The 23,949-nt window shown below is 65.6% G+C and carries 22 protein-coding genes; 12 read left to right on the forward strand and 10 right to left on the reverse strand.

What is annotated here, in order from left to right; all coding sequences use genetic code 11:
- Nucleotides 1–16: 16 nt before the first annotated feature.
- Nucleotides 17–1,513 carry a Calx-beta domain-containing protein gene (locus LVB87_RS11140; RefSeq protein WP_232898028.1) on the reverse strand — a complete coding sequence of 499 codons (1,497 nt, stop codon included), beginning with the start codon at nucleotides 1,511–1,513 and terminating at the stop codon, nucleotides 17–19.
- Between the two features lie 119 nt (nucleotides 1,514–1,632).
- Nucleotides 1,633–4,116: a DNA ligase D gene (ligD, locus tag LVB87_RS11145; protein ID WP_232898029.1), complete on the reverse strand. Its 2,484-nt coding sequence runs from the start codon at nucleotides 4,114–4,116 to the stop codon at nucleotides 1,633–1,635.
- Nucleotides 4,117–4,190: 74 nt separating this feature from the next.
- Between ligD and LVB87_RS11150 the strand changes: the two genes are divergently transcribed.
- From LVB87_RS11150 to LVB87_RS11185, 8 genes are all read left to right on the forward strand, one after another.
- Entirely contained in the window at nucleotides 4,191–4,370 is a 180-nt protein-coding gene (locus tag LVB87_RS11150) for a hypothetical protein (protein ID WP_232898030.1), read from the forward strand.
- 85 nt (nucleotides 4,371–4,455) lie between these two features.
- Nucleotides 4,456–5,103, forward strand: coding sequence for an SOS response-associated peptidase (locus tag LVB87_RS11155; protein WP_232898031.1), 648 nt, complete (start codon nucleotides 4,456–4,458; stop codon nucleotides 5,101–5,103).
- A gap of 256 nt (nucleotides 5,104–5,359) precedes the next feature.
- Nucleotides 5,360–7,432, forward strand: coding sequence for a ZirU family protein (locus LVB87_RS11160; RefSeq protein WP_232898032.1), 2,073 nt, complete (start codon nucleotides 5,360–5,362; stop codon nucleotides 7,430–7,432).
- Nucleotides 7,433–7,497: 65 nt separating this feature from the next.
- Nucleotides 7,498–8,250, forward strand: coding sequence for a ZirU family protein (locus LVB87_RS11165; protein WP_232898033.1), 753 nt, complete (start codon nucleotides 7,498–7,500; stop codon nucleotides 8,248–8,250).
- Between the two features lie 93 nt (nucleotides 8,251–8,343).
- Nucleotides 8,344–10,335, forward strand: coding sequence for a hypothetical protein (locus LVB87_RS11170; RefSeq protein ID WP_232898034.1), 1,992 nt, complete (start codon nucleotides 8,344–8,346; stop codon nucleotides 10,333–10,335).
- A 132-nt stretch (nucleotides 10,336–10,467) separates the two neighbouring features.
- Nucleotides 10,468–12,177: a hypothetical protein gene (locus LVB87_RS11175; RefSeq protein WP_232898035.1), complete on the forward strand. Its 1,710-nt coding sequence runs from the start codon at nucleotides 10,468–10,470 to the stop codon at nucleotides 12,175–12,177.
- Nucleotides 12,178–12,238: 61 nt separating this feature from the next.
- Nucleotides 12,239–13,519, forward strand: a complete 1,281-nt coding sequence (locus LVB87_RS11180) for a nucleotide sugar dehydrogenase (RefSeq protein WP_232898036.1) — start codon at nucleotides 12,239–12,241, stop codon at nucleotides 13,517–13,519.
- Nucleotides 13,520–13,539: 20 nt separating this feature from the next.
- On the forward strand, nucleotides 13,540–15,162 hold the full coding sequence (locus LVB87_RS11185; protein WP_232900546.1) for an FMN-binding glutamate synthase family protein: 1,623 nt from the start codon (nucleotides 13,540–13,542) through the stop codon (nucleotides 15,160–15,162).
- Nucleotides 15,163–15,166: 4 nt separating this feature from the next.
- Here LVB87_RS11185 and LVB87_RS11190 read toward each other — a convergent pair whose 3' ends face one another.
- Complete coding sequence (locus LVB87_RS11190) at nucleotides 15,167–15,733, reverse strand: TMEM175 family protein (RefSeq protein ID WP_232898037.1); 567 nt, start codon at nucleotides 15,731–15,733, stop codon at nucleotides 15,167–15,169.
- A gap of 108 nt (nucleotides 15,734–15,841) precedes the next feature.
- Between LVB87_RS11190 and LVB87_RS11195 the strand changes: the two genes are divergently transcribed.
- Nucleotides 15,842–17,680 (forward strand): M28 family metallopeptidase, encoded by a 1,839-nt coding sequence (locus LVB87_RS11195; protein ID WP_232898038.1) that lies wholly within the window; start codon nucleotides 15,842–15,844, stop codon nucleotides 17,678–17,680.
- 14 nt (nucleotides 17,681–17,694) lie between these two features.
- Here the strand turns inward: LVB87_RS11195 and LVB87_RS11200 are convergent, their stop codons facing one another.
- Both LVB87_RS11200 and LVB87_RS11205 read right to left on the reverse strand, forming a co-directional pair.
- The gene (locus tag LVB87_RS11200) at nucleotides 17,695–18,321 is read right to left on the reverse strand and encodes a hypothetical protein (RefSeq protein ID WP_232898039.1); all 627 of its coding nucleotides are present in this window, start codon (nucleotides 18,319–18,321) and stop codon (nucleotides 17,695–17,697) included.
- The gene (locus LVB87_RS11205) at nucleotides 18,318–18,764 is read right to left on the reverse strand and encodes a hypothetical protein (protein WP_232898040.1); all 447 of its coding nucleotides are present in this window, start codon (nucleotides 18,762–18,764) and stop codon (nucleotides 18,318–18,320) included. The genes LVB87_RS11200 and LVB87_RS11205 overlap by 4 nt, the downstream gene beginning before the upstream one ends.
- A 101-nt stretch (nucleotides 18,765–18,865) precedes the next feature.
- Here LVB87_RS11205 and LVB87_RS11210 point away from each other — a divergent pair, with 101 nt between their 5' ends.
- A complete protein-coding gene (locus LVB87_RS11210; protein ID WP_232898041.1) occupies nucleotides 18,866–19,432 on the forward strand; it encodes a hypothetical protein in 567 nt (188 codons plus the stop codon).
- A 3-nt stretch (nucleotides 19,433–19,435) separates the two neighbouring features.
- Here LVB87_RS11210 and LVB87_RS11215 read toward each other — a convergent pair whose 3' ends face one another.
- The gene (locus tag LVB87_RS11215) at nucleotides 19,436–19,684 is read right to left on the reverse strand and encodes a DUF6522 family protein (RefSeq protein WP_232898042.1); all 249 of its coding nucleotides are present in this window, start codon (nucleotides 19,682–19,684) and stop codon (nucleotides 19,436–19,438) included.
- A complete protein-coding gene (locus LVB87_RS11220; protein WP_232898043.1) occupies nucleotides 19,684–19,836 on the reverse strand; it encodes a hypothetical protein in 153 nt (50 codons plus the stop codon). The genes LVB87_RS11215 and LVB87_RS11220 overlap by 1 nt, the downstream gene beginning before the upstream one ends.
- 245 nt (nucleotides 19,837–20,081) lie before the next feature.
- On the opposite strand from LVB87_RS11220, the gene LVB87_RS11225 reads away from it, so the two are divergent.
- Both LVB87_RS11225 and LVB87_RS11230 read left to right on the forward strand, forming a co-directional pair.
- The gene (locus LVB87_RS11225; protein WP_232900547.1) at nucleotides 20,082–20,264 is read left to right on the forward strand and encodes a hypothetical protein; all 183 of its coding nucleotides are present in this window, start codon (nucleotides 20,082–20,084) and stop codon (nucleotides 20,262–20,264) included.
- 123 nt (nucleotides 20,265–20,387) lie between these two features.
- Nucleotides 20,388–20,738 (forward strand): YkgJ family cysteine cluster protein, encoded by a 351-nt coding sequence (locus tag LVB87_RS11230; protein WP_232898044.1) that lies wholly within the window; start codon nucleotides 20,388–20,390, stop codon nucleotides 20,736–20,738.
- Here the strand turns inward: LVB87_RS11230 and LVB87_RS11235 are convergent.
- From LVB87_RS11235 to LVB87_RS11245, 3 genes are all read right to left on the reverse strand, one after another.
- Complete coding sequence (locus LVB87_RS11235; protein ID WP_232898045.1) at nucleotides 20,728–22,422, reverse strand: ATP-binding protein; 1,695 nt, start codon at nucleotides 22,420–22,422, stop codon at nucleotides 20,728–20,730. The genes LVB87_RS11230 and LVB87_RS11235 overlap by 11 nt on opposite strands.
- Before the next feature lie 95 nt (nucleotides 22,423–22,517).
- A complete protein-coding gene (locus tag LVB87_RS11240) occupies nucleotides 22,518–23,192 on the reverse strand; it encodes a GNAT family N-acetyltransferase (protein ID WP_232898046.1) in 675 nt (224 codons plus the stop codon).
- The gene (locus LVB87_RS11245) at nucleotides 23,189–23,944 is read right to left on the reverse strand and encodes a DUF4239 domain-containing protein (RefSeq protein ID WP_232898047.1); all 756 of its coding nucleotides are present in this window, start codon (nucleotides 23,942–23,944) and stop codon (nucleotides 23,189–23,191) included. The genes LVB87_RS11240 and LVB87_RS11245 overlap by 4 nt, the downstream gene beginning before the upstream one ends.
- Nucleotides 23,945–23,949 lie beyond the last annotated feature (5 nt).

Genomic DNA, 23,949 nt, shown 5'->3' on the forward strand with positions numbered 1-23,949 from the left:
AGGCGCAACGCTACCATTACTCACCCCCGGTTTTCACCGGCAGTTTCATGCGGGGAGGAGGGAGGGGGTTGACCTGCGCGGAAGCACTCGCCAGGCCCACGGGCGAGGGCTTCTGGCCCCCGCCTGTGCGCAGGTCGTCGTTGACGATCGTGCCGATCGCCTGGCCATCGCCGAGCGTGGCGTTGACCGGGTTGGTGAGCGTGACGCGGAAGGTTTCGCTCGCTTCGCGCGTCGCGTCGCCGTTGATCGTGACCGCGAAGCTGCGCGCCGTCTGGCCAGGCGAGAACGTGAGCGAGCCCGACGCGGCGACGTAATCGCTGCCTGCGGTGGCCGTGTCGTTCGACGTCGCGACGGACACAGACACCGCGGACGTCGCCGGTGCGGACAGGCGCACGGTGAACGACAAGGTCTTGGTGCCCGACGCGCCTTCCTTGGCGGAGGCATCGTCGATGAACATCTTCGGCGGCACCGCCGCGGGCTTCCACCCGAGTTGGACCACTTCGAAGTCGCTGGCGCTGAGCGCGCTGAAGGCGGGGTTCAAGGTGCCGTTGTTCCAGCGCACGTTGAAGGTGCCCGAGATGTACATGTCCGAGCCGTTGTCGGCGACGATCAACCCGTACTTCTGCATCGCGCGGAAGATCTTGCGGGCCACGGGGTCGGTGGTGCGCGTCACGGGGTCGACGCCGTTGACGCTCTTCTTCAGTCGCAGGCGCGCGCCCATCGGCAATGCGCCGGCGGTCGAGCCCGCGGTGTGCGAGGCGGGATAGACGTGGCCGTTGCTGGTGCGCACGGTGACGCGGAAGGCGTGGTTGATGTCGGCGACGGCCGTGTTGGCGGCTTCGTCGTAGCGCACCAGGCCCGGGAAGATCGCCAGGCCCGCCGCGTCGGCGGAGGTCCAGCCTTCGGGGCGGCGGTCGTTGCGCGTCATGTCGTAGAACGCGCCGGAGCCGGCGTGCCAGCGCTTCTCGGTGTTCGAATACCACACGTTATAGAGCTCGTAGAGCGTGCGGTTGGTGCAATCGATCATGAGCAAGTGGCGATCGCCCATGTCGCGCTCGTCCACGCTGCCGGGCGAACCGCCTTCGACCCAGTGCGCCTGCGAAATCGCCTGCGTGGGAATCGGATAGAAGGGAATGCCCGCGCCGGAATTCATGTCGACACCGTCGCTCTCGTCCCAATAGAGGAACGAAACGGCCTGCTTGGCTTGCGAACCGCTGACGACGGCGTAGGGGAAACCGTAGATGGCGGTGCTGCCGGGCGACGCCTCGCCGCCGAAATCCGGGTGCAGCTTCCGCGTGGTGCCGATGAAGCCGATGAAGCTGGCCGACTTCGCATCGACCGGCGCCGCGCTGATGTCGGTGTTCCACCAGTTGTCGGCGGGGAACACGGGCAAGGGCGCGGCGATGGGCGCGCCCTGGGCGGGGACGGTGGCGGGGCACTGTTGCGCGTGGGCCAGGCCGTTGCATCCGAGCACGGCGATGGCGAGCGCGAAGGCGATGTTGCGCTTGCACATGGGAAAGCGTTCCTTGCACTTCCGGGACCGGGCCCGAGCGTCTGCCCGGACCCGCGCGAGCGTCAACGCCCGGATGCAGGCAATGGAGGAACGGTCACGTTTCGCCGGGCGAATCCACATCACTCCCAGGCCGACAGGTCTTGTTCGACGGTGTCGATCCCCGCCCACGGGTCCTTCCGTTGACGTTTTATGCGCGCGAGGGTGCTTCCAATGTCGAAGGCATCGGGCCGTTTGAGTGCCGACAGTTCCGACCATGCGAGTGGAACCGCCACGGGTGCGCCGGCGCGTGCGCGCAGCGAGTACGACGCAACGGCGGTCGCGCCGCGGCCGTTGCGCAGGTAATCGATGAAGATTTTCCCGGGGCGCAGTTTCAACGTCGCCGTCGCTAGGAAACGGTCGGGGTCGGAACCCGCAAGCGCTTCCGCGAAGCCCTTCGAGAAGTTCTTCACCAGCGACCACTTGTTTCCCGGCTTCAGCGGGACGACGACGTGCAGTCCCTTGCCGCCCGTCGTCCGCAGGAAGGAGCGCAATCCGAGTTGTTGCAGGAGATCGCGCACCTGCGATGCGGCGCGCTTCACTTCGGGAAAGGAAACGCCGGGGCCCGGATCGAGATCGAACACGATGCGATCGGCGTGGTCGGGGTCGTCGGCGTGCGCGCCCCAGGGATGGAATTCGAGCGCATTGAACTGCACGAGTTCGAGCACGCCGGCGGCGTCGTCGGCGACGAGATAGTTGGCGTTGATGCCACCTTCTTCCTTCAGGCGCACGAAACGCACGATGTCGAGGCCGGGGGTGTGGTGCTTCTGGAAGAAGCAGGCTTTGCCGGCGCCTTGCGGGCAGCGAATGATCGACAACGGGCGTCCCGCGATTTCCGGCAGCAGGCGCGGCATCACCGCTTTGTAGTAATCGAAGACCTGCTGCTTGGTGATGTTGCGGTCGGGGAAGATGATCTTGGTCGGGCTGCTGAGGCGGACTTCGGTGGCGGGGGCGTGTTTCGACGTACCGCGATCGGAGTCGCGCAGGTCGCCGACATCCTTGTCGAGGCGAATCGTTTTCAGCGACGGCTGCCGCAGGATTCCCGAGCTGCCGGTGCCACGCAGGAAGACCTCGACGACGAACAAGGGCGGAAACCACGTCGCACGCTTCAGTTCCGCGGTGAGCGCGATGGGCACGTGCACGCTGGGTGTCGAGGATCCGCGCTTGCCGATGTGCGCCACGATGTCACGCAGGTCCTTCTCCGAAAAGCCGGAACCGACGCGCCCCACGTACACCCAACCGCGTTCCTTGTCTGGCCGCGCGAGCAGCAACGAACCAAAGCCGTCGCCGCGCGCGCCCTGCCCAGGCGTCGTTCCCACCACCGCGAATTCATCCGACTCCTGGCGTTTGGTCTTGCGCCAGTCATCGCTGCGTCCCGCGTGGTAGGGCCGATCACCGCGCTTGGAAATGATGCCTTCGAACTTCTCATCGGACGCGAGCGCGAACGCGGCATCGCCTTCGTCGCCCGGCACGTGTGAGCTGTATGCGAGGTGGGACGTCGGCGTCGCAAGCAATTCCTGCAACAACGCCTTGCGCTCGACGAGCGGCACGTTGCGCAGATCGATGCCGTCCACGTGCAGCAGATCGAACACTACATAAGTGAGCGCGCCATGCGTCTCGCCCGACAAGGTCGCTTGCAGCAGGTTGAAATCCTCCTGCGTGCCGCGGCCCGCGATCAGCTCGCCATCGAAGGCCGCGCGTTGCACACCGAGTTGTTCGAGTGCCGCGCGCAGCTCCGGCACCTTGCCGGTCCACTCCAGCGCATTGCGCGACCACAGACGCGCCTTTCCGTCGACCAGCGTGGCGACGAGCCGATACCCGTCCCACTTCACTTCATGGATCCATTGCGGACCCTTCGGCGCGCTGTCGCCCAGTTTCGCGAGTTGCGGTTCGAAGGCTTCGTTGCGCAGCGCAGCCTTTTTCGCACCCGCAAGCCCGGCCGCCTTCGCCGCCCAATCCACCTTGCGCCGACGCTTCGGTGCCACGTCAGTTGCCTTCCTGGCCACCTTGCGCGGCTTCTCGCCCGGCGGCGGTGTCACGTCGCCGAGCAGGTCGTCCGCTTCCAGCTTGCCCGCATACGCATCGGGTTCCTTGAACAACAGCCATTGCGGCTGCTTCGCCTGCTTGCCCGATCGCACGAGATGCCACTCGCCCTTCAACTTCTCGCCGAACAATTCGAAACGCAGATGGCCCTTGGCAAGTTGCGCCTCCGCGTCGTAGGGCGTCGTCCACACACCCTGGTCGAAGGTGGCCACGTGCCCGCCGCCGTATTCGCCTTCCGGAATGTTGCCTTCGAAGGAGGCATAGGACAGCGGATGGTCTTCCACCTCCACCGCCATGCGTTTCACGCTCGGGTCGTAACTCGGCCCCTTGGGCACCGCCCAACTTTTCAATGCATCGCCGACCTGCAGGCGGAAGTCGTAATGCCGGCGCGAGGCATGGTGCAACTGCACAACGAACATCGGCCGCTCGCCTTTCGGCGGGCGCTTGCCGGCCGCGTGCGTGCCCGGCGCAGGCTCGCGCGTCTTGTCGAACCGTCGTTTGCGTCGGTATTCGGTAAGGCTCATCGATCCGTCACGGACCCTCCACGGAGGCCCGTCGAATCATTGGACGCTAGCCCAGCGACGTGAGGAGGTCGTGAATGCGCAAGCGGGAAGGGGGAGGGCAGGAGCCCAATGACAAGCGCACGCAGCGGCGCGATTCCAAGGGGCGTTTCAGCTACGGCGACAAGCATGCGAGCGCCTCCGAGGAGTCGCATGAGCAAGAGCCCGAAGGGCAACCGCCCGGCGCAGAAAGGGAAGACGGCGAGATGAAGCACTGAATCCGGCCGGTCGCGCTAGGATTCGTGCATGTGCGGCCGCTTCACCCGCGATTTCACCTGGCAGCAAGTTCGCGAGTTTTCGCGGATGCTGGATCTGATCGTGCCGGAAGAAGAGCCGACGGCCGTGTGGAATATCGCGCCGACGGATCCGGGCCCGGTCATCGTCGCGAGCGACCACGTCGCCGGCGGTGGCGGCAAGGTGCACATGATGCGTTGGGGCCTGCTGCCGTCCTTCGCAAAGGACACCAAGCTCGCCTACAGCACGATCAACGCACGTCTTGAATCGGTCGACACGAAGCCTGCGTTCCGCAATGCGTGGCTGACGCGTCGTGCACTCGTGCCCGCGACGGGGTACTACGAGTGGCCGGTGATCGATGGCGTCAAACGCCCGCACTACATCGCGCTCGCCGATTCGCCCGTGATGATGTTCGGTGGCCTGTGGGAAACACGGCCCGACGGGGCGGGCGGATGGTTGTCCACGTATTCGATCGTGACGCGCGAAGCCGATCCGGTGATCGCGCCCGTCCACGATCGGATGCCGCTGATCCTGCCGCCGGACATGCATCGCGATTGGCTGCACGGCAGTGCGGACGATGCAATGGCGATGGCGCATGCGGCGCCGGAACCTGCACTCGTGTTCCATGAAGTCGACAAGGCCGTCGGCAATGTCAGGAACCAGGGGAAGCAATTGATTGCACCGATGCCGTCGGCATCGGACGCGTTGTTCCGATAGACGCGAACTGACAGCACGCGCTTGCCCCAAGGGGCGATAGCGCAATCCAACTCGCGATGTTCTGCTGACGCCGTCGCTCACGGCGTTCTCGCGAGACGAGACCCATGAACGGAATCGCTGGCGAAATTTCTCTCACCCCGGAGGGAAGTCTCCTGCTTATCCATGCGCGAGACGAACGGAACACTACGCCACCCGCTCCCACGCCCCGCTGATTTGCACGGGCTCCCGAAACGACATGTCCGATTCGAACTCCAATATGTTTCCCTCGAGACTGGCGAAAGCGATCGCCATGTCGCTGGCCGTTTCCGTCATGGCGCCGGTTGCAGGCGCGACGGAATCGTCCGCAACCAAAACGACCGAAGTCCTGACCGAAGAAGAGCGCAAGCGCAAGAAGGAGAAGGAGCGCCATCCGCTCCTCGATCCGAAGCGGGAACAGACGCAGAAGGTCCAGGCAAGTCTTCCGGATATCGGCGGTGGCGCGGCCGCGGACGCCGCGGCGAAGAAGGCGCGCGTGGACGCCGCCAAGCAGCAGGTGACCGCCGCCGCAATCGCGACGGCGCAACAGGCCGCCAACCCGAACAACACAACGGCCCCGCTCAAGGATCTGGGCGAAAAGGTCGTCAACTCCGGCTTGTCCGCAGGTGTGCGCGCCGCGGGCGACAGCACGTTGCCGTTCCTCGGAAACCTCACCGGCAACGTGTCCTACGGCGACAACGGCGTCGACTTCAACCTGCAGACCGTCGGCGTGCTGTCGGGCAAGGGCGTGGGCCACACCCTTCTTGCGCAAGTCGGCGCGCACAACGAAGCCGATCGCCCGACCGCGAACGTCGGCCTGCTGTGGCGTTACATCGCCAACACGGAGAATTGGTTCGTCGGTGCAAATGCCTTCTACGACCACGACTTCCACGCGGGCGCGCATCGCGTCGGCGTCGGCGTCGAAGCTGCGTCTAGGCAAGTGCGGGGCTTCGCGAACTACTACACGCCGAAGTCCGACACGTGGGTGGACGTGAAGGGCAATGAAGACCTGATCGAACGCGCCGCGACCGGTTACGACCTCGGCCTCACCTGGATGCCCGCCGCAGCGCCGGGCCTGGACCTCTCCCTGAAGGGCACGTGGTGGCACGGCGAACGCGTCGATGTCTTCGGCACCGGCCAGACGCTCGAGAACCCGAACCTGTTCACCGCGCGCATCGGCTATTCGCCGGTGCCGCTGTTCGGCATCAGCCTGGAGCACGAGAAAGCGATCGGCGGTCCGAGCGACACGCGCGTGATGCTCAACTTCCGGTACCAGCTTGGCCAGTCCTTCAAGGAGCAACTCGACCGCCGGAACCTCGCGCAGCGCAACGACATCCGATCGCTCGCAACGTCGCCGGTCGAACGCGAGCACCGCATCGTCACCGAGCAACGCGACAAGTGGGCACCGCTCGAACTCCTCGGCCCGCAGACCGTCCACGCGACGATCAAGGACACCGAGATCTATCGTTACCTCGTGCAACTGCAGGGCGGCAAGCCGCCGTTCCAGTTCTCGCTCAATGGCGTGGACGCCGCGCTGTTCACGCTGGTCGGCCAGGAGCTGCGCTTCGACCCTTCGGGCCTTCCGAAGCCGGCCGCCGGCGAGGACAGCATCTATGAGGTCACCGTCGCCGTGCGCGGCGCGAATGGCCACGTCGCCGAGAAGCACTTCGTGATCGAAGTGATCTGGACCGACCGGGACGAAGACGGGTTGAGCGACGAACGCGAAGCCGAACTCGGCACCGACCCGACCAAGCCCGACACCGATGGTGACGGCATCAACGACGGCACCGAAGTTGAAAACGGCACCAACCCGCTGGATCCAAACGACCCGGGCAAGGACACCGACAACGACGGTCTCAACGACGACAAGGAACCCGACCACGGCACGGATCCGACCAAGCCGGACACCGACGGCGACGGCATCAAGGATGGTGACGAAATCGAACTGGGCACAGATCCGACGAAGCCGGACACCGACGGCGACGGCATCAACGACGGCAAGGAAGTCACCGACGGCACCGACCCGCTCGATCCCAACGATCCCGGCGTGGCGGCCAACCAGCCCACCGCCGTGACGGTGCTGATGAACGGCGTTGCGCTCACCGACTTCCCGATCGTCGGCGCCACGCTTTCGGCGAACGTCACCTGCGACGGCGACGGCACTTGCCCGCCCACGCTGCAGTACCAGTGGCAGATCGAATCGGAAATCGGTTCGCACATTTACGTCGACATCCCCGGCGCCACGGCGTCCACCTACACGATCCAGCGCACCGACCAGCGACGCCGCATCCAGGTGACCGTGACCCTGCCTTGACGCCCCAACGCCGGGGTGCGGTTACGCGGCCTCGGTTTTTTCAAGTCCACACGATGGAGTGATTCATGCAACACACCCGCAAATCCCGAGCGAGGTTCCGCCTCGCGCTGTTGGCCGCGTGCGTCGGCCTCGCGATGTCCAGCCTCGCCAATGCGCAGGTGGCCGTCACCTCGCTGGAAACCGACACCGTCAAGGGCCGCGCACCGGTCGTCGCGACGGCGACCATCACCGGCACGCCGAGTGGCGCTGGTAGCACCTGGGTCGCCGGCGACGTGCTGACCGCCGCCTACACGCTCAACGATCCCGACGGCGACGACGCGGACGCTGTCGCGACCGACGCGACCATCCAGTGGACTTCGGACGGCGTCGCCGTCGGCACGATCGGCAGCAAGACCTACACGCTGCAGGCCAGCGATGCGGGCAAGGTGATCACGTACACCCTGGTGCCGCACACCGATGCAGCCATCACCGATCCGTACTTCGGCACGCTGACGATCGCCGCCAATGTCGGCTCGGATGGCAGCGGTGGCGGCGGCGGTGGCGATGATGGCGATGGCGGCGAAATCACGCCGGCCGCGGACAACCTGCTCCTGTCCGTCGCGTTGAGCGGCGATCCGCTCGTTGCCGGCACGCTGACCGCAACGCCGACGTGTATCGGCACGTGTACCGGCAACATCACCTACCAATGGCAGCTCGAAACGGGCAACGGCACCGGCGTCTATGCCGACATCGCCGGCCAGACCGGCACGACGTACACGCCGGTCAAGGGTGACCAGCGGCGCGAGGTCAAGGTCGTCGCGAACCAGCCGGCGTTGTAATGCAACACGTCGCAGCGCCCCTGTGGGCGCTGCGATTTTTCCTGAGAGAAGAGATTTCCCATGAGTCGCCCCGCACCCATTCGCTTGCACAGGATGCGCAAGTTCTCTGTTTCCGTCCTGGCCGCTGCGACCGTGGTGGCGTTGGGCGCAGCGCATGCGCAGGTGCGCGTCGAGGCGCCGCCGAGTGACATTCGTGGTCGTGCGCCGATCGTTACGATCGACAACGTGGTGAACGAGAGCGTCCCCGGGCAAGAACCCGCGGTGGGTCACACGTTGAAGGCGAGTGCGAGCGTCGTGGATCCCGACGATGACACGATCACGGGGACGACGTACCACTGGAAGCGAGGCGACACGGAAGTAGGCACTGGCCAGGAATACACGACGACGCCGGCCGACGCAGGGCAGACGTTGACGCTCCAGGTCGATGCGACGACGGATGCAGCAATTACGGATCCGGCGATCGGTTCGGCGACGCAGGATGTGGCGGTCGCGGCCAACACTGCGCCGACGGCTGCACCGACGATCACCGGCACGGTCACGCTCGAAGAACAACTCACGGGTGTGCCCAATATCACCGACGCCGACAACGACACGATTGGCGGCAGCACATACCAGTGGTATCGCGCCGACAACGCGGCCGGCACCGCGAATCGCATCGCCATTGCGGGCGCAACGAACCTGACCTACACGATCACCGCCGAGGACTCGGACAAGTATCTGGTGTTCGAAGTGGTGCCACGCACCAGCACGGGTACGCCGAACGCTGGCGTGGCGACCTCTGCGGTGACGTTGACGGCCGTGACGATGACTGCACCTACGGCGGCGCCGGAGATCACCGGCACGTTGAAGACGCACCAGTTGCTAACTGGTCACGCGAACTACCACGATGCCGAGAACGACGTTCCAGGCGCGCATCAATACAAGTGGTACACAGCGACGGACGCGGAAGGCACCGACCGCACGCCGATCCCCGGAGCGACGTCGGACACGTTCACGCTGACTGGCGAGGAACAGGGCAAGTACCTCGTGTTCGAGGTGACCCCGGTCTCGACGAAGGCGCCGACGACAGGCGTACCCAAGCGCGCAGTCACCGCGCTGGTGCCAGGTACTGAGCCTCGTATCACTAGTCTGGACTTTGTCGGCACCTTTGCAGTGGGCCAGGAACTTGTCGGTACCTATGACTACCGCGATGCGGAGGATGATGCGGAGGACACGGATGCCACCATTATGGAGTGGCTTGTCGGCGACCCGGACACTGGCGAGTTGCGAGTAGTGCCGGGTGCGACCCGCAAGTTCACGATCCGCCCCGAGGATGCAGGGGTGAAGCGATTCATCATCTTCCGCGTGTTGAGCGTTCGCTCGTTGACCGGTAGTCCCAGGGAAGGTAACTCTGGCGCCATTAATTACAATGGCGTGGTGACGGGTCCGGATATGCCGTTTGGCTCCGCTCCTTCGATTTCAGGGACGCCTGACCAAGGCCTAACGCTGACCGCGAACTTCACGTACCAGAACCAGGGAGCGTCAAATCCGGGGCCGGGAACCCACGCCTACCAGTGGTATGTCAGTTCAAACGAGTCGGGTTCTCCCCGCGGAGCCATTGTTGGCGCAACTGGCCAGACCTACACGCTCAAACCGTCCGACCAGGGTCGTTACTTCGTCGTGGACATCAAGCCAAAGTCAAACCTTGGGGGAATAGGGCCGATAGTGACTGGCAAGACCACGGTGGAGTCCCCTTATCGCGTAAGCACCGGGTGGACTGTCCGCAGTTCCGAGACGATCGACATTCCATTGGCGATCTCCGGCCGAAGCGGCAACGCGCCCTCCAACTTGCGCGTCGGCGCATCGCGAGGCACGCAGGGCGTCAACGACCAGCCCATCTCGGTCGAACTGATTGGTCCGAATGGCGCCTCCCTCGGCTCGAGAAGCCTCAACGTAGGCGGCGACACCGAGACGTGGGACGTCAACGCGTCCTCGCAGACAAAAAACGGCACCTGGAACCTCCGCGTCACCGCCCCCGACTTCGGCAACCCGTCGCTGTCCACCGACATCACCCAGTTCACCCTCCAGTTCGACCACACGCCCTGAGTGGAGCGCACGACCAGCAGCTGACCAGAGGCGCAAGGTCAAGGTCGTCGCGAACCAGCCTGCGTTGTAACGCAACACGTCGCAGTGCCCATGTGGGCGCTGCGATGTTTTTCCTGAGAGAAGAGACCCCTGATGAATCGCCCCGCACCCATTCGCCTGCACAAGATGCGAACGCTCACTGTCTCCGCCCTGGCCGCCGCGACCGCGCTGGCGTTGGGCGCGTCGCATGCGCAAGTGCGCGTCGAGGCGCCATCGAGCGACATTCGTGGCCGCGCACCGGTCGTCACGATCGACAGCGTGGTGAACGAGAGCGTCGCGGGGCAAGCACCTGCGGTGGGCCACACGTTGAAGGCGAATGCGAGCGTCGTGGATCACGACGACGACGCGATCACGGGGACGACGTATCTCTGGAAGCGAGGCGACACGGAAGTCGGCACTGGCCATCAATACACCACGACGCCGGACGATGCGGGGCAGACGTTGACGCTTCATGTCGATGCGACGACGGATGCAGCGATTACGGATCCGGCGATTGGTTTTGCGACGCGGGATGTGGCCGTCGCGACCAATACGGCGCCGACGGCTGCACCGACGATCACCGGCACGATGAAGACGCACCAGGTGCTAACCGGTCACGTGAACTACAACGATGCCGAAGGAGATGCGGCAGGCACGCATCAGTACCAGTGGTACACAGCGACGGACGCGGCAGGCACCGAACGCACGCCGATCCCCGGGGCGACATCGGATCGGTTCACGCTGACGGGCGCGGAACAGCAAGCGTACCTCGTGTTCGAAGTCACTCCAGTCTCAACGAAGGCGCCGACAACAGGCTTACCTGCGCGCGCAGTCACCGCGCGCATTCCAGGCAATGCCCCCTGGGCCTCCGCCCAGCCTGTGGGAACCTTTGAGGTTGGCCAGGAACTGGTCGCTTCATATACCTATCACGATGCGGACGGCGATGCGGAGAAGACAGGAGCCGACGGCACCAAGTTTCGGTGGGTCACCACCACCCCTGAATCGCTAAATTATGTGACAGTGCCTGGTGCCACCACCGACAGGTACACAATCCGCCCCGAGGATGTAGGCCGATATATCTGGGTCATCGTGACGCCTCACGCGTTGACCGGTACGCCGAGTGTTGGCGCCTCATCTGGGGTTGCGCACGGTGAGATCGCGAGGGGGCCGGAGGATATTCCATTCGCTTCCGATCCTTCGATATTGGGAACGCCGGACCATGGCCAGACGCTGACTGCGAATTTCAGCTACCAGAACCACGGGACATCCGATCCGGGGCCGGGAACCCACCTGTACAGCTGGACTAGATCAAACGGTACAAGCATATCTCCAGGCGGAAACGGCCCAACCTACACACTCCAACAGCCCGCCGATCAAGGGACTTACTTCGGCGTCAAAATCACGCCAAGGTCGAACCTCGGAGGATATGGGAAGCCGGTGTACCTGAAGACCGCGGTGGAGTCCCCATACCGCGTAAACGGATTGAGCGTCCAGAGTTCCCGGACGATCGACATTCCAATGACGATCTCAGGTCGAAGTGGCAGCAGGGCACCCTCCAACTTGCGCGTCGGGGCATCGCGAGGCACGCAGGGCACCGTGAACGATCAGCCCATCACCGTCCAATTGATTGGTCCGAGTGGCAGTTCCGTAGGCGGCTCGAGAACCCTCGCAGCGGGAGGCGACTCCGAGACTTGGGATGTCAACGCGTCCTCGCAGACGCCAAACGGCACCTGGAAACTCCGCGTCACCGCCCCCGACTTCGGCAACCCGTCGCTCTCGGCCGACATCACGGAGTTCACCCTCCAGTTCGACCACACCCCCTGAGTGGAGCGAACCACCAGCCCCATGCCAAACTCGCCCCCGGGACTTCCCCGGGGGCTTCTTCATGCGGGACACAACGTCGGCACGCATCGCCGTCATCGGCCTGGGTTACGTCGGCCTGCCATTGGCCGTCGCCTTCGGCCGCCAGCACGACACCCTCGGCTTCGACATCTCCCAACCCCGCATCGACGCACTGACCAACGGGCAGGGCGACCACAACCGTGAAGTGACCCGCGAGGAACTGGCCGCCGCCGAACTCCTCCGCCTCACCGCCGATGTCGAGCAGCTGCGCGACCGCGACGTCTTCATCGTCACCGTCCCCACGCCCATCGACGAGCACAAGCGCCCGGACTTCAGCCCGTTGATCTCCGCCAGCCGCACCATCGGCAGCGTGCTCAAGCGCGGCGACATCGTGGTGTACGAATCCACCGTTTACCCCGGCGCCACCGAAGAGATCTGCGTGCCCGAGCTCGAGCGCACCTCGGGCCTGCGCTTCAACCACGACTTCTTCGTGGGCTACAGCCCCGAACGCATCAACCCGGGCGACGTGAAGCGCCGGCTGCCGGACATTCCCAAGGTCACCTCGGGCTCCACGCCGGAGACGGCGGACTTCGTCGACGCCCTGTACCGCGCGATCATCCGCGCCGGCACGCACAAGGCCTCCAGCATCATGGTGGCCGAGGCCTCCAAGGTCATCGAGAACACGCAGCGCGACGTCAACATCGCGCTCATCAACGAGTTCGCGCTCATCTTCCATCGCCTCGGCATCGACACCAACGAGGTGCTGGAAGCGGCGAAGACCAAGTGGAACTTCCTGCCGTTCTCGCCCGGCCTGGTGGGCGGCCACTGCATCGGCGTGGACCCGTACTACCTGATCCAGAAGGCGCAGGCGCACGGCTACTACCCGGACATCCTGCTGGCCTGCCGCCGCATCAACGACGCGATGGGGCAGCACATCGCCGCCGAACTGGTGAAGCTGATGGTGCAGCGCGGGGCCACGGTGGCCGGCGCGCGCATCCTGCTGCTGGGCATCACCTTCAAGGAAAACTGCCCGGACCTGCGCAACACCCGGGTGGTGGAGCTGGCGCAGGAGCTGGAGCAATACCGGGCCACCGTGGACATCCACGACCCGTGGGCCGACCGCCACGAAGCCCTGCAGGAATACGGCATCCGCCTGGTGGACACGCCGGCCGCCGGGGTTTATGACGCCGTCGTGATCGCGGTGGCGCATGATGAGTTCAAGGCGATGGGCATCGACGGCCTGCGCCGGCTGGGCCACGCCAACACGGTCTACTACGACATCAAGAGCGTCTTCCCCCGAGAGGCCGTCGACGCACGCCTCTGACTCCAAGGAGTTTCGGCATGCTGGGTCGTTACGGGTTGTACATCGCAAGCATCGTGCTGACCGTGCTGTTCGGCGCGCTCACGCTGTACAACTTGCAGTGGGAGTGGGGCCTGGCGATCGCCGGCCTGTTGGTGGTGGTGGGCACCATCGACCTGCTGCAGCACAAGAGCACGCTGCGCCGCAATTACCCGATCCTCGCGCACTTCCGGTATGGCCTGGAGGCCATCGGCCCGGAGATGCGCCAGTACTTCGTGGAGAGCGACATCGCGGAAACGCCGTTCTCGCGCCAGGAGCGCGCGCTCGTGTACCAGCGCTCCAAGTCGGTGCGCGACACGCGACCCTTCGGCACGCTCTACGACGTGTACGGCACCGATTACGAGTGGATCAACCATTCGCTGCGGCCGGCGCACATCGAATCGGACGATTTCCGCGTGGACGTGGGCCTCAAGTGCTCGAAGCCCTATTCGGCGAGCGTGTTCAACATTTCGGCGATGAGCTGGGGCGCGTTGTCGGCGGCGGCGATCCGCGCATTGAACGAAGGCGCACGGCGCGGGCACTTCTACCACGACACGGGCGAGGGCTCGCTGTCGCCGTACCACCTGGAGAACGGCGGCGACATCGTGTGGGAAATCGGTTCGGGCTACTTCGGTTGCCGCACGGCCGATGGCAAGTTCGACGCAGACAAGTTCACAGCGCAGGCCGCGCGCGAACAGGTGCGCATGATCGAGGTGAAGCTCTCGCAGGGCGCCAAGCCCGGCCACGGCGGCGTGCTGCCCGGCGCGAAGGTCACCGAGGAAATCGCGCAGGTGCGCGGCGTGCAGGCGGGCGTGGATTGCGTTTCGCCCGCGGCGCACACGGCTTTCACCACGCCGATCGAGTTGCTGCAGTTCGTGGCGCGTTTGCGCGAGTTGAGCGGCGGCAAGCCCACCGGGTTCAAGCTCGCCATCGGGCATCCGTGGGAATGGTTCGGCATCGCCAAGGCGATGCATGAAACGCAACTGTGGCCGGACTTCATCGTGGTGGACGGCGCGGAAGGCGGCACGGGCGCGGCTCCCGCGGAGTTCATCGACCACGTGGGCGTGCCCATGCACGAAGCGCTGATGCTGGTGCACAACACGCTGGTGGGCTTGAACCTGCGCGAGCACATCGCGATCGGTGCGGCCGGCAAGATCGTGAGCGCGTTCGATATCGCCAGGACGATGGCGATGGGCGCGGACTGGTGCAACGCGGCGCGCGGCTACATGTTTGCACTCGGGTGCATCCAATCCTTGTCGTGCCACACGGATCGCTGCCCGACCGGAATCGCCACGCAGGACCCGGCGCGTTGGAAGAGCCTGGACGTGCCCGACAAGGCCACGCGCGTGCATCAGTTCCACGACAACACCTTGCACGCGTTGCGCGACCTGTTGTGCGCGGCGGGGCTGGAGCATCCGCGCGAGCTGGGGCCCGAACACATCCTGCGCCGCATTTCGCCGACGGAAGTGCGCTCGCTCGCGGCGATCTATCGGTTCCTGGCGCCGGGCGAGTTGCTGCACAAGGTGCCGGAGCACGCGGTGTTCAAGACGTTCTGGGCGGATGCGAGCGCGCAGTCGTTCACGCCACCGGACAAGGTGAAGGCGTTGCGGGTGGGGAAGACGGTTTGACGCCTCAAACGCCAGGCGGATCCGGCTTGAGATAAACGACCAGGCAAACGCCGCACAGCCCGATCGCCGCGATCGGCGACCACAACGCCACACCCGTCGCCAACACGAACAACCCCAACGTAAACGTGGCCCGCCAGCGCATCCTGCGCTGGACGTGCGTTTGCGCGACGCCCGGGCGGATCAACTCGACGATCAGCCCGAGGTAGGTCGCGTTGACCAGCATGAACACCGCGGCATAGAACGACACCGCCGCCGGCGCCAGCTTGCTCACCGCCATCCACGCCGTCGACAGCGGCACCAACGACATCCCGAACAAGTGCGCGAAGTTGGTCCACAGCAGGCGCGGCGTGGCCTCCTGCGCGTAGCGCATCAGGTAATGGTGGTTCATCCACACGATGGCGATGAACAGATAGCTCATGCCATAGCTCACCCATGACGGCCACAGTGCGAGCAAGGCGGAGTAGGTGGGTTCGGCGGGTGGTCGCAGCTCCAGCACGAGCACCGTGATCAGGACGGCGAAGACGCCGTCGGAAAAGAGCATCAGGCGTTCGGGAGTGGCTTTGCGGAGCATGGTGGGGGCTTCCCCTTCGCCATTCGCTACGGCACGTTACCGTGGCGCAGGAGTTTACGCATAATCGACCGGCGCACGCCCTCCGGCGTGCCGTGCTTCGGAGACGCCATGCGCCTGTCCGTCCTGTCCTGCCTCGGCTTCGCCTTCCTCGTTCCGTTCGCTTCGTCTGCTTCACCAGCGAGCGCGCTTCCGCTTCCGGACAAGGACGTCGCTGCGCTCGCACGCGAGGTCAATGGCGAGATCGCCATGCAGACCCTCGAAGGCATCGTGCAGCAGCATCGTGAGCGTGGCTCGCGCGGCTTCCACACGTCGGCGGAATGGGTGGCCAGTCGCGCGCGGTCGTTCGGGCTGGCGGATGTCGAGATCCTCCAGTTCCCCGCCGACGGTACGAAGTTCTACGGCACGCAACGCTCGCGCCCGGCCTGGGATGCGGACAAGGGGGAACTGACCGAAGTCCGCGACGGCAGTGAGGCGACGATCGCCAGCTACGCCGCGGTGACCATGGTGCTCGCCGAGGACAGCGAATCGGCGGACGTGACCGCGCCGCTCATCGACGTCGGCGCCGGTAGCAGCGAGGCCGATTACGCGGGCAAGGACGTGAAGGGCAAGCTCGTGCTGGTGTCGGCCTCGCCCGGGGAAGTGCAGGATCTGGCGATCGGCAGGTTCGGCGCGGCGGGCATCCTTAGCTATCAGCAGAACCAGCCGAACGGCTGGTCAGGCGACAACCTCGAACAGATTCGCTGGGGCCATCTCGACACCTTCTCGGCGCATCCGACCTTCGCCTTCATGCTCTCGATGAAACAAGCGAATGCCTTGAAGGCGCGTCTTGCCGCCGGCGAAACCATCCGGCTGCATGCTTCGGTGAAAGCCGGACAACACAACGGTCCCTACGAAGTGGTGACGGCCACGATTCCAGGCGCCGATCCGCGCCTGAAAGACGAGGAAATCGCCTTCACTTGCCACCTGGACCATCCCAAGCCCGGCGCCAACGACAACGCCAGTGGCTGCTCGACCATCCTGGAAGTCGGCCGCACGCTGCAGAAGTTAATCGCCGAGGGTGCGCTTGCACGACCGGCGCGCACGATCCGCTTCATCTGGGGACCCGAGGTGGAGGGCACCGTGACCTTGCTCAACGCGCGTCCGGATTTCGCCCGTCGCATCAAGGCCGTGGTGCACATGGATATGGTCGGCGGCGGGCCGCAGACACAAGCGGTGTTCCATGTCACGCGCGGGCCGGCGAGCCTGCCGTCCTTCATCCACGACGTTGCGTGGGACTTCGCGCAATGGGTCAACGCGCAAAGCTACGACTTCGCCGCGACCGGCAAGGCGCAGTTCCCGATGCTCGCGCCTTCGGGCGGCAAGGCGCCTTTGCGCGCGGAGGATTCGCCCTTTTCGTTGGGGAGCGACCACGAGGTCTACCAGGATTCCAGCTTCGCGATTCCGGCGGTCTATCTCAACGACTGGCCCGATCGCTACATCCACACCACGCTGGATACCGCGGCGAACATCGACCCGACCAAGCTGGGTCGCGTGGCCTTCATCGGCGCGGCGACGGGCGTTGCACTCGCGAACGATCCGCGCATCGGTACGACGGCGGCAACGCCCGCGCCGATGCGCGCACCGGGGCCTGCTTCGAGTGGCGACGGCAAGCGGATCTTCCGACGCAACCCGGAACCGCGGGGGCCACTCGGCGTGTTCGGCTACGACTGGTTCGATGACCACGCAAAGCAGTTGCACCTGACGCGGCCGAAGCTGCTCGATTTCGAGGGCCTGCACGGTGGCGGCGGCGACTATGCCTATGAAGTGCTGAATTTCGCCGACGGCAAGCGCGATGCGCAGCAGATCACGAACGAGGTGTCGGCCGAGTTCGGACCGGTGCCGTTGGCATTGGTGATCGAATACCTGAAGGCGCTGGAGCGGGTGGGCGTGGTGGGGCAGGTGCGTTAGGCGTTGCGTGTGCCTTACCCGTCAGCAAACAGCGCAAGCGCCTTCCCGATCGCCGGGGCGGGGACTGCAGGCTTCAGGTCATGCGAGTTCGGCAAGTCCGCCCACAGCTTCGCCCAGGCGGGGTTGTTGCGTACACCGATCATCATGTTGACGCGCGGGTGTTCACCCAGCTCGTCCCGGAACACGAAGTAGAGGCGATTGACGCAGCGCGGTCCGTCGGAGGCAACGCATGCGAACGTGAGGGACAGCGCATGGGCGTCCGCGTCCCACTCGTATTGCTTCAGCGCGCCGACCGCAGCGAAATAGCGTCGGAGGGCGGCCATGTCGTTCATCGAGGTCCCGCTCCCCGGATCATCCAGGAAAGGACCGGCGACGGTCGACGACGTTGCAAGGCCGCCGTAGTAGTTGGCCAAATTCGCAAAGGCTTCGGGAGAAGGCGGCGGCGTGTCGTCATGGATCGTCAAATCGTCGACCTTGGCTTGGTCGTTCGCCGCGACCGCCGACAACAACGCGGCCACGGTGGCCGTGGCGGTGTCGTAGTCCACGTCCCGGCTGAGGTCGATCGCCAGACCGGTGCACGCGGTGGCGATACAGGCGACTGCGCCTGCAACGGCGAACGAAAGAATGCGCCTGGTCGTCATGGCGCCTCTCGCCGGCCCGGATCGCGCGCAGCCTGCACGCGCGGAAAGTGGCGCATCACGAAGCCCAGGTACACCAACCAGAGCGCGAACCAGGCAACCGCGACGACAAGCAGCTTGATCGTGAAGAGGATCAGGCTCGGCGTCAGGAATAGCAGCACGCATCCGAGCAGCCAGAAGCGATCGCCGCGGCGCGAGTACTTGGCGCGTTCGGTATCGTCGATGCGGCCGCCCAGCGAGGCGCCGTAGTAATAGAAGGACGAGAAGGCGAAGGAGAACGTCGCCACGCCCATCGCGATCAAGGCCGCCTGGTACAGGTAGGCGTTGACTTCGCCGCTTGCGTACCTGGGATACAGGAAGAACACCAAGAACGTGAAGATCGCGATGCTGGAGGCCGCGAGCTGGTACGAGCGATTGACGTTGGCGGCGGCAAGTTCGTCGGTCATGGAGCGCTCCCGGGGTCCACGAGTGGGCGAAGATACTCCCTTTGATGGAGTGGGTTGCCGGGATGTATAACCTGACCGCGTCGGTCTACGGGGGTCGGGTCATGGGGAAGATCATCGTCTTGGTCGCACTGCTTTCGCCGGCGCTGGCCTTTGCCCAGGACGCCCAAGTCGCGGGCGCAGTGCTTCCGTTGCCGGTGCAGTTGCGCGCCGGTGCCACGGTCGTTCGCCTGAATGACACCAAGCAGCCCGAAGTGCTTCGCGCCGGCACCAACGGCATGGTCTGCATCGCCGACAACCCGAACGACGACGAGTTCGACGTGCGCTGCTATCGGGACACCTTCATTCCCGTTGTCTACCGCGGCTTCCAGATCGGCGGCGGGGAGAAGGTCGGCGCGGAAATCCAGGCGGGAAAGCTCAGGCTTTCAAAGGAGCCCACCGCGGGATACCGCTGCCTAGGCCCCGCTGCGGGTTATGACGCTGCCCGCAACACGACCGACGCGCGGATCGAATGCTGGCAATCGCTCCACTTCCCGTATCGCACCGCCGCCGAAGTGGGTTTCCCGGATGAAGCCGACGTGCCGGAGAGCGAGCAGCAAAGCACGCCATACGTGATGGCGAGCGGGACGTACTGGTCGCACGTGATGATCCGCCACCCGGGCGGACACTGATCATCAAGCAGAAACCACGCGCCCATCCTGGCCCACGACCAAGCGCGCCTTTCGATCCCCGTAATAAAAGCTCGCCCGATACAGCCCCGCATCCTCCCCGGTGCCGCGTTCGCACAGCACCGTGACCTTGCGATCGGCCATCAGTTGCCGAAACGCCGCCACCTCAAGCCCGAGCGCACGAGCGACGACGGCGCCATCGATCTCGATCGAAGCGCTGTCCGCGAGGGCAACAGGAATCGGCTTGCGCGCCATCAACCGCCGACGCCGACACCCGCCATGCACTCCGCATCCGGCGTCTCGTAATCGCTGGCGGCGTCGATGACGCGCGTTTCCCACGTCGTGCCGGCTTCGCATTCGTCTTCGAAGTCGGCGTGGATTTCCGTTGTCATAGGGAACGAAATCATGGGCATCTCCGGAAGGCAGCATCGTCCGCCACCGAGCAGCGCGCCTTGACCTCGGTCAACCGAAGGGATGCCAATGAATCAACGACGAGGACCGGCATGCGAGGGCTTATGTCCTCGGAGCAAGGCCATGGATGGCCTTGCGCACGGTGCTCTGTCCGCAGGGATGCAGCTACAGCGCACCGGCCGAGGACATGAGCCCTCGCAGGACGGGCCGTCCTTCCGAAGTGGATGCCCGCCTGAAATGGATGCTCACTCCCCCGCCGTTGTGCCATGCTCGCGCCCACCCAACCGACCACCACGAGGGGATCCCCATGGCAAAGGGCCTGGACAAGAAGAAAGAGCAGAAAAAGAAGCCGGCGAAGACGCTGAAGGAAAAGCGCGCCGAGAAGAACGAAAAGAAGACGACCCGCGGCTTCGCGCCGACCTGAGCTCGGCCGCCGTTAACGTCGCACCCACCGCCGGGGCGTAGACTGCCCCGGCACTCGGCAGCGTTCCCCCGCGCCGTGCCCCGAGCCTCCGTGCAGCTCCCCTCGAAAGGTGCTCGCCCAAGGATGGCCATCGCGCTGCCCAACACCGATCCCTGCGCGGCTTCCACCCAGCACGCCGAAACGCCGGCCCACTGCAGCCGCTGCGACGCGGTCTGCTGCCGCCTCACCGTCGTGGTGATGCCGGAAGACAAGATCCCCTCGCACCTGACCGAAGAACGCGAAGGCCTCACGGTCATGGCCCGCGACGAAGAAGGCTGGTGCATCGCCCTCGACGGCGCACGCATGTGCTGCTCGATCTACGACAGCCGCCCGGCCGTGTGCCGCCGCTTCAAGATGGATGGGCCCTACTGCCGCAGCATCCGCGAGGATTACGCGCAGCGGCGCGCGATCGGCATCGAACTCGTCATGTACTGACGGCCGGCAGGCGCACGGTGAACGTGCTGCCTTTGCAGGTGCCTTCGCTCTCCACGCTGACCTCGCCGCCGTGCAATTGCACGAGCCGGCGCACCAGCGTCAGCCCGATCCCGAGCCCGCCCTGCGCGCGGTCGATGCTCTGGTCGATTTGCGTGAACATGTCGAACACGCGCGCGAGCATGTCGCGCGGAATGCCGATGCCGTCGTCGCGCACGCGGAGGCGCCAGGCGTGGGCATCGCGGTCCACCAGCAGCGCGATGTCGCCGCCGGGCTGCGTGTATTTCGCGGCGTTATTGAGCAGGTTGGCGAGCACCTGCGCCAGGCGCGTGCGGTCGCCGTCGATCGGCAAGGGGCCGTCGGGCAGGGTGACGGCCAGGCGGTGCGCATTCGCGTCGATCAGCGGCCGCGCCAATTCCAACGCGGAGACCACCACGTCGCGCAGGTCCAGCCGCTCGCGGTTCAAGGTCACCTTGCCACGCGTGATGCGCGAGACATCCAGCAGGTCGTCGACCAGGCGGATGAGGTGCGCGAGCTGGCGTTCCATGACGTCGCGGCTGCGCGACACCACGGCCGGGTCGTCGGTCATGCGCAGGATGTGCAGGCTGGTGCGGATGGGCGCCAGCGGGTTGCGCAGTTCGTGCGCGAGCATCGCGAGGAATTCATCCTTGCGCCGGTCCTGTTCGCGCAGCCGTTCGTAAAGCTGCGCGTTTTCCAGCGCGACCGCGGCGATCTGCGCGAACTGCCGCAGGATGGCCTGGTCGGCGTCGCCGAATTCACCGTCGACGCGATCACCGACCTGGATCTGGCCGATCTCGGTGCCGTCGTGGCCCACCATGCGGGCGACGAGCCAGCTGTGCGCGTCGGCCACCGTCAACGTGCCTTGCGAATACGAGGTCGACGCCAGCGGCGGCGCGCCGTCTTCGTCGGGCGTGAGCGAGGCGATTGCCACCTGCGCTTCGAGGATGTGGCACGAGGCTTCCGCAGTGGCGCGCAATACGCGATCGACCGTGGCGCAGCCGTGGATGGTGCGCGCCGCTTCGGCCACGCGGGCGAGCAGGCGGGCGTTCTCGCGTTCGCGCGCGAGCAGTTCGCGTTGGGTGCGGGCGTTGGCCTGCAGGGTCTTGATCGCGCGGTCGTGTTCGATCGCAAGCGCCGCCGTGCGCGACGCGACGGCGACGAGGTCGCGTTCGCCCGCCGTGGGTTCGCGCGTTTCGGGGAAATAGGTGCCGAAGGTGCCGAGCACGCTGCCGTCGGCGCCCAGGATCGGCATCGACCAGGCCGCATGCAGGCCGATCGCCATCGGCAGGTGGCGGAGGCCTTCCCAGCTCGGTGCCGTCGCGAAGTCGCGGGTCACCACCACGCGGCCGGTCGCAGCGGCATCCGCGCAGGTGCCCACGCCCGGTGCGATGCCGATGCCGTCGACCGCGGCGTTGTAGTCCTCGGGCAGGCTCGGTGCGGCGCCCGTGCGCAGGCAGCGCTTGTCGGGGTCGACCAGGAAGATGGACGCGCGCACGCGGCCGATGGCTTCGGCTTCGACCACACGGCACAAGGCAGCAAGCGTCTCGCACAGCGGATCGCCGCGGACGATGGCTTCCAGGATGTCGCGTTGCCGTTCCAGCAACGACGCATGGTCAGTCGGCTCGTTCGCTTCCTGCGCGAGCGCTTCGCGGACTTCCGCGTTCATTCCCGGGCTTTCCCCAGATGGAACTGCAATAGGGGCGGAGTCTAGGCACACGCCAGCGGGAATCGCGTGAAGCGGACTTCACGCCGCGGGAAGGCTTACCTGGACGCAGTCAGCGACCAGAACCCGATGTTGCGCCGCACCCGGAACCCCTGCCGCTCGTACATCGATTTTGCGCGCAGGTTCTCATGGCTGACATGCAGGAAGGGCTGCAAGCCGCTGGCGAGCAAATCGTTTGTCAGGAACGCCATCAGGCGCCGCGCGTACCCGCGCCCCAGGAAATCCGGGTGCGTGCAGACCGCGCTGATCTCGCGCGCGTTCGGCGTGCCCATGCGCTCGCCGATCATCGCCGCGAGCCGGCCTTGCTGGTAGATGCCGAAGTAGCGGCCCATCTCCATCGTGCGCGGGCGGAAGTAGTGCGGATACACGAGCGCCACCAGGTCGAGGACGTCCTGCCGCTGCGCATCGCCCAGCGCCTGGATCACGGGGCCGTCGACCGCTTCCAGCGGCGCATCGCACACCATCTGCGCGAGCTCGGGGAAGGCAGCGAGCGTGGCCTTGCGCACCGACAGCGGCGCGATGCCGAGCAGCAGCACCGTTTCGCCGGGCGCGAGCAACGTGGCGACCGCGTCGTCGATATCGTCGCCCGCACGCGCCATGCCGAAGAACGGCGCGACGTCGGCGGGGTAGCGCACGCCATTCCCCGCGCGCCGGGCGAATCCGGCGTGCAGGCTCTCGAGCGAAGCATGGATGGGATTGTCGAGTGCGTTCATATGCCGGAGCGGATGGCGCCGAGGGCCTGCTGGAAGGTGTCGGGCGGCAACACGATCAGGCCGTGGAAGGGTTGGGCGAGGTCGTAGATCATGAACAACACGATGCCGGCGTAGACCGAATACGCACCGGCGATCCACATGTGCTTGCGCGACGGCTCGTGCACGAAGAACACCGCGCCGATCAGCACCAGGCCGGCGATCGCGGCGAACCAGAAGCCGTAGGGGATGTGCATGCCGGCTTCGTAACCGCGCAACTGGCGCAGGTGTTCGATGCGGAAGGCCTGGTCCTGCATCGCATCGGCGAGCTTCGAATGCGCGCGGTCGGTCGGCTGCAGGGCGAGGGTGGCAGCCGACAAGCGCCGGAATGCGAGCCAGCCTTCGTCGCTCAATTGCGCTTCGCGTTCCTGCCGCGGCCAATCGTGCGTGACCACGGCTTCCAGGTAAGCGCGCGCGGCTTCCTGGACCTGCGGCGCGCCGTAGGCACCGGCTCGGTAGTAAATGTGCTCCGCGGCCGCGGCTTCTTCGCGCATGCCGCTGTAAAGATCGTTGACCTGGCCCATCACCTGGCCGAACACCAGGCCCAGGATCAGGCCGTGCAGCACGCCGATGCGCGAGGCGACGTCGCGTGCGAGCTCACGTGTGTCCATCGGTTGCTGCGTGCCGTGCCGCGCGCGCATCCACATGCCGGGCAGGGCGGTGGCGAGGAAGGCAAGGAAGATGAATCCGACGGCGACGGCGAGAGTGAGGAGCATGGCGT

The sequence above is a fragment of the Lysobacter sp. KIS68-7 genome (genome assembly GCF_021284745.1).
Lineage (GTDB): Bacteria > Pseudomonadota > Gammaproteobacteria > Xanthomonadales > Xanthomonadaceae > Noviluteimonas.

Excerpts from the sequence above, each read along its gene's own strand:
- LVB87_RS11175 (WP_232898035.1), top strand. The coding sequence starts at position 10,468 with ATGAATCGCCCCGCACCCATTCGCCTGCACAAGATGCGAACGCTCACT.
- LVB87_RS11180 (WP_232898036.1), top strand. The coding sequence starts at position 12,239 with ATGCGGGACACAACGTCGGCACGCATCGCCGTCATCGGCCTGGGTTAC.
- LVB87_RS11190 (WP_232898037.1), bottom strand. The coding sequence starts at position 15,733 with ATGCTCCGCAAAGCCACTCCCGAACGCCTGATGCTCTTTTCCGACGGC.
- LVB87_RS11245 (WP_232898047.1), bottom strand. The coding sequence starts at position 23,944 with ATGCTCCTCACTCTCGCCGTCGCCGTCGGATTCATCTTCCTTGCCTTC.
- LVB87_RS11220 (WP_232898043.1), bottom strand. The coding sequence starts at position 19,836 with ATGATTTCGTTCCCTATGACAACGGAAATCCACGCCGACTTCGAAGAC.
- LVB87_RS11140 (WP_232898028.1), bottom strand. The coding sequence starts at position 1,513 with ATGTGCAAGCGCAACATCGCCTTCGCGCTCGCCATCGCCGTGCTCGGA.
- LVB87_RS11170 (WP_232898034.1), top strand. The coding sequence starts at position 8,344 with ATGCGCAAGTTCTCTGTTTCCGTCCTGGCCGCTGCGACCGTGGTGGCG.
- LVB87_RS11160 (WP_232898032.1), top strand. The coding sequence starts at position 5,360 with ATGTTTCCCTCGAGACTGGCGAAAGCGATCGCCATGTCGCTGGCCGTT.
- LVB87_RS11195 (WP_232898038.1), top strand. The coding sequence starts at position 15,842 with ATGCGCCTGTCCGTCCTGTCCTGCCTCGGCTTCGCCTTCCTCGTTCCG.
- LVB87_RS11225 (WP_232900547.1), top strand. The coding sequence starts at position 20,082 with ATGCTCACTCCCCCGCCGTTGTGCCATGCTCGCGCCCACCCAACCGAC.
- LVB87_RS11165 (WP_232898033.1), top strand. The coding sequence starts at position 7,498 with ATGCAACACACCCGCAAATCCCGAGCGAGGTTCCGCCTCGCGCTGTTG.
- LVB87_RS11235 (WP_232898045.1), bottom strand. The coding sequence starts at position 22,422 with ATGAACGCGGAAGTCCGCGAAGCGCTCGCGCAGGAAGCGAACGAGCCG.
- LVB87_RS11210 (WP_232898041.1), top strand. The coding sequence starts at position 18,866 with ATGGGGAAGATCATCGTCTTGGTCGCACTGCTTTCGCCGGCGCTGGCC.
- LVB87_RS11150 (WP_232898030.1), top strand. The coding sequence starts at position 4,191 with ATGCGCAAGCGGGAAGGGGGAGGGCAGGAGCCCAATGACAAGCGCACG.
- LVB87_RS11240 (WP_232898046.1), bottom strand. The coding sequence starts at position 23,192 with ATGAACGCACTCGACAATCCCATCCATGCTTCGCTCGAGAGCCTGCAC.
- LVB87_RS11205 (WP_232898040.1), bottom strand. The coding sequence starts at position 18,764 with ATGACCGACGAACTTGCCGCCGCCAACGTCAATCGCTCGTACCAGCTC.
- ligD (WP_232898029.1), bottom strand. The coding sequence starts at position 4,116 with ATGAGCCTTACCGAATACCGACGCAAACGACGGTTCGACAAGACGCGC.
- LVB87_RS11230 (WP_232898044.1), top strand. The coding sequence starts at position 20,388 with ATGGCCATCGCGCTGCCCAACACCGATCCCTGCGCGGCTTCCACCCAG.
- LVB87_RS11215 (WP_232898042.1), bottom strand. The coding sequence starts at position 19,684 with ATGGCGCGCAAGCCGATTCCTGTTGCCCTCGCGGACAGCGCTTCGATC.
- LVB87_RS11200 (WP_232898039.1), bottom strand. The coding sequence starts at position 18,321 with ATGACGACCAGGCGCATTCTTTCGTTCGCCGTTGCAGGCGCAGTCGCC.
- LVB87_RS11155 (WP_232898031.1), top strand. The coding sequence starts at position 4,456 with ATGCTGGATCTGATCGTGCCGGAAGAAGAGCCGACGGCCGTGTGGAAT.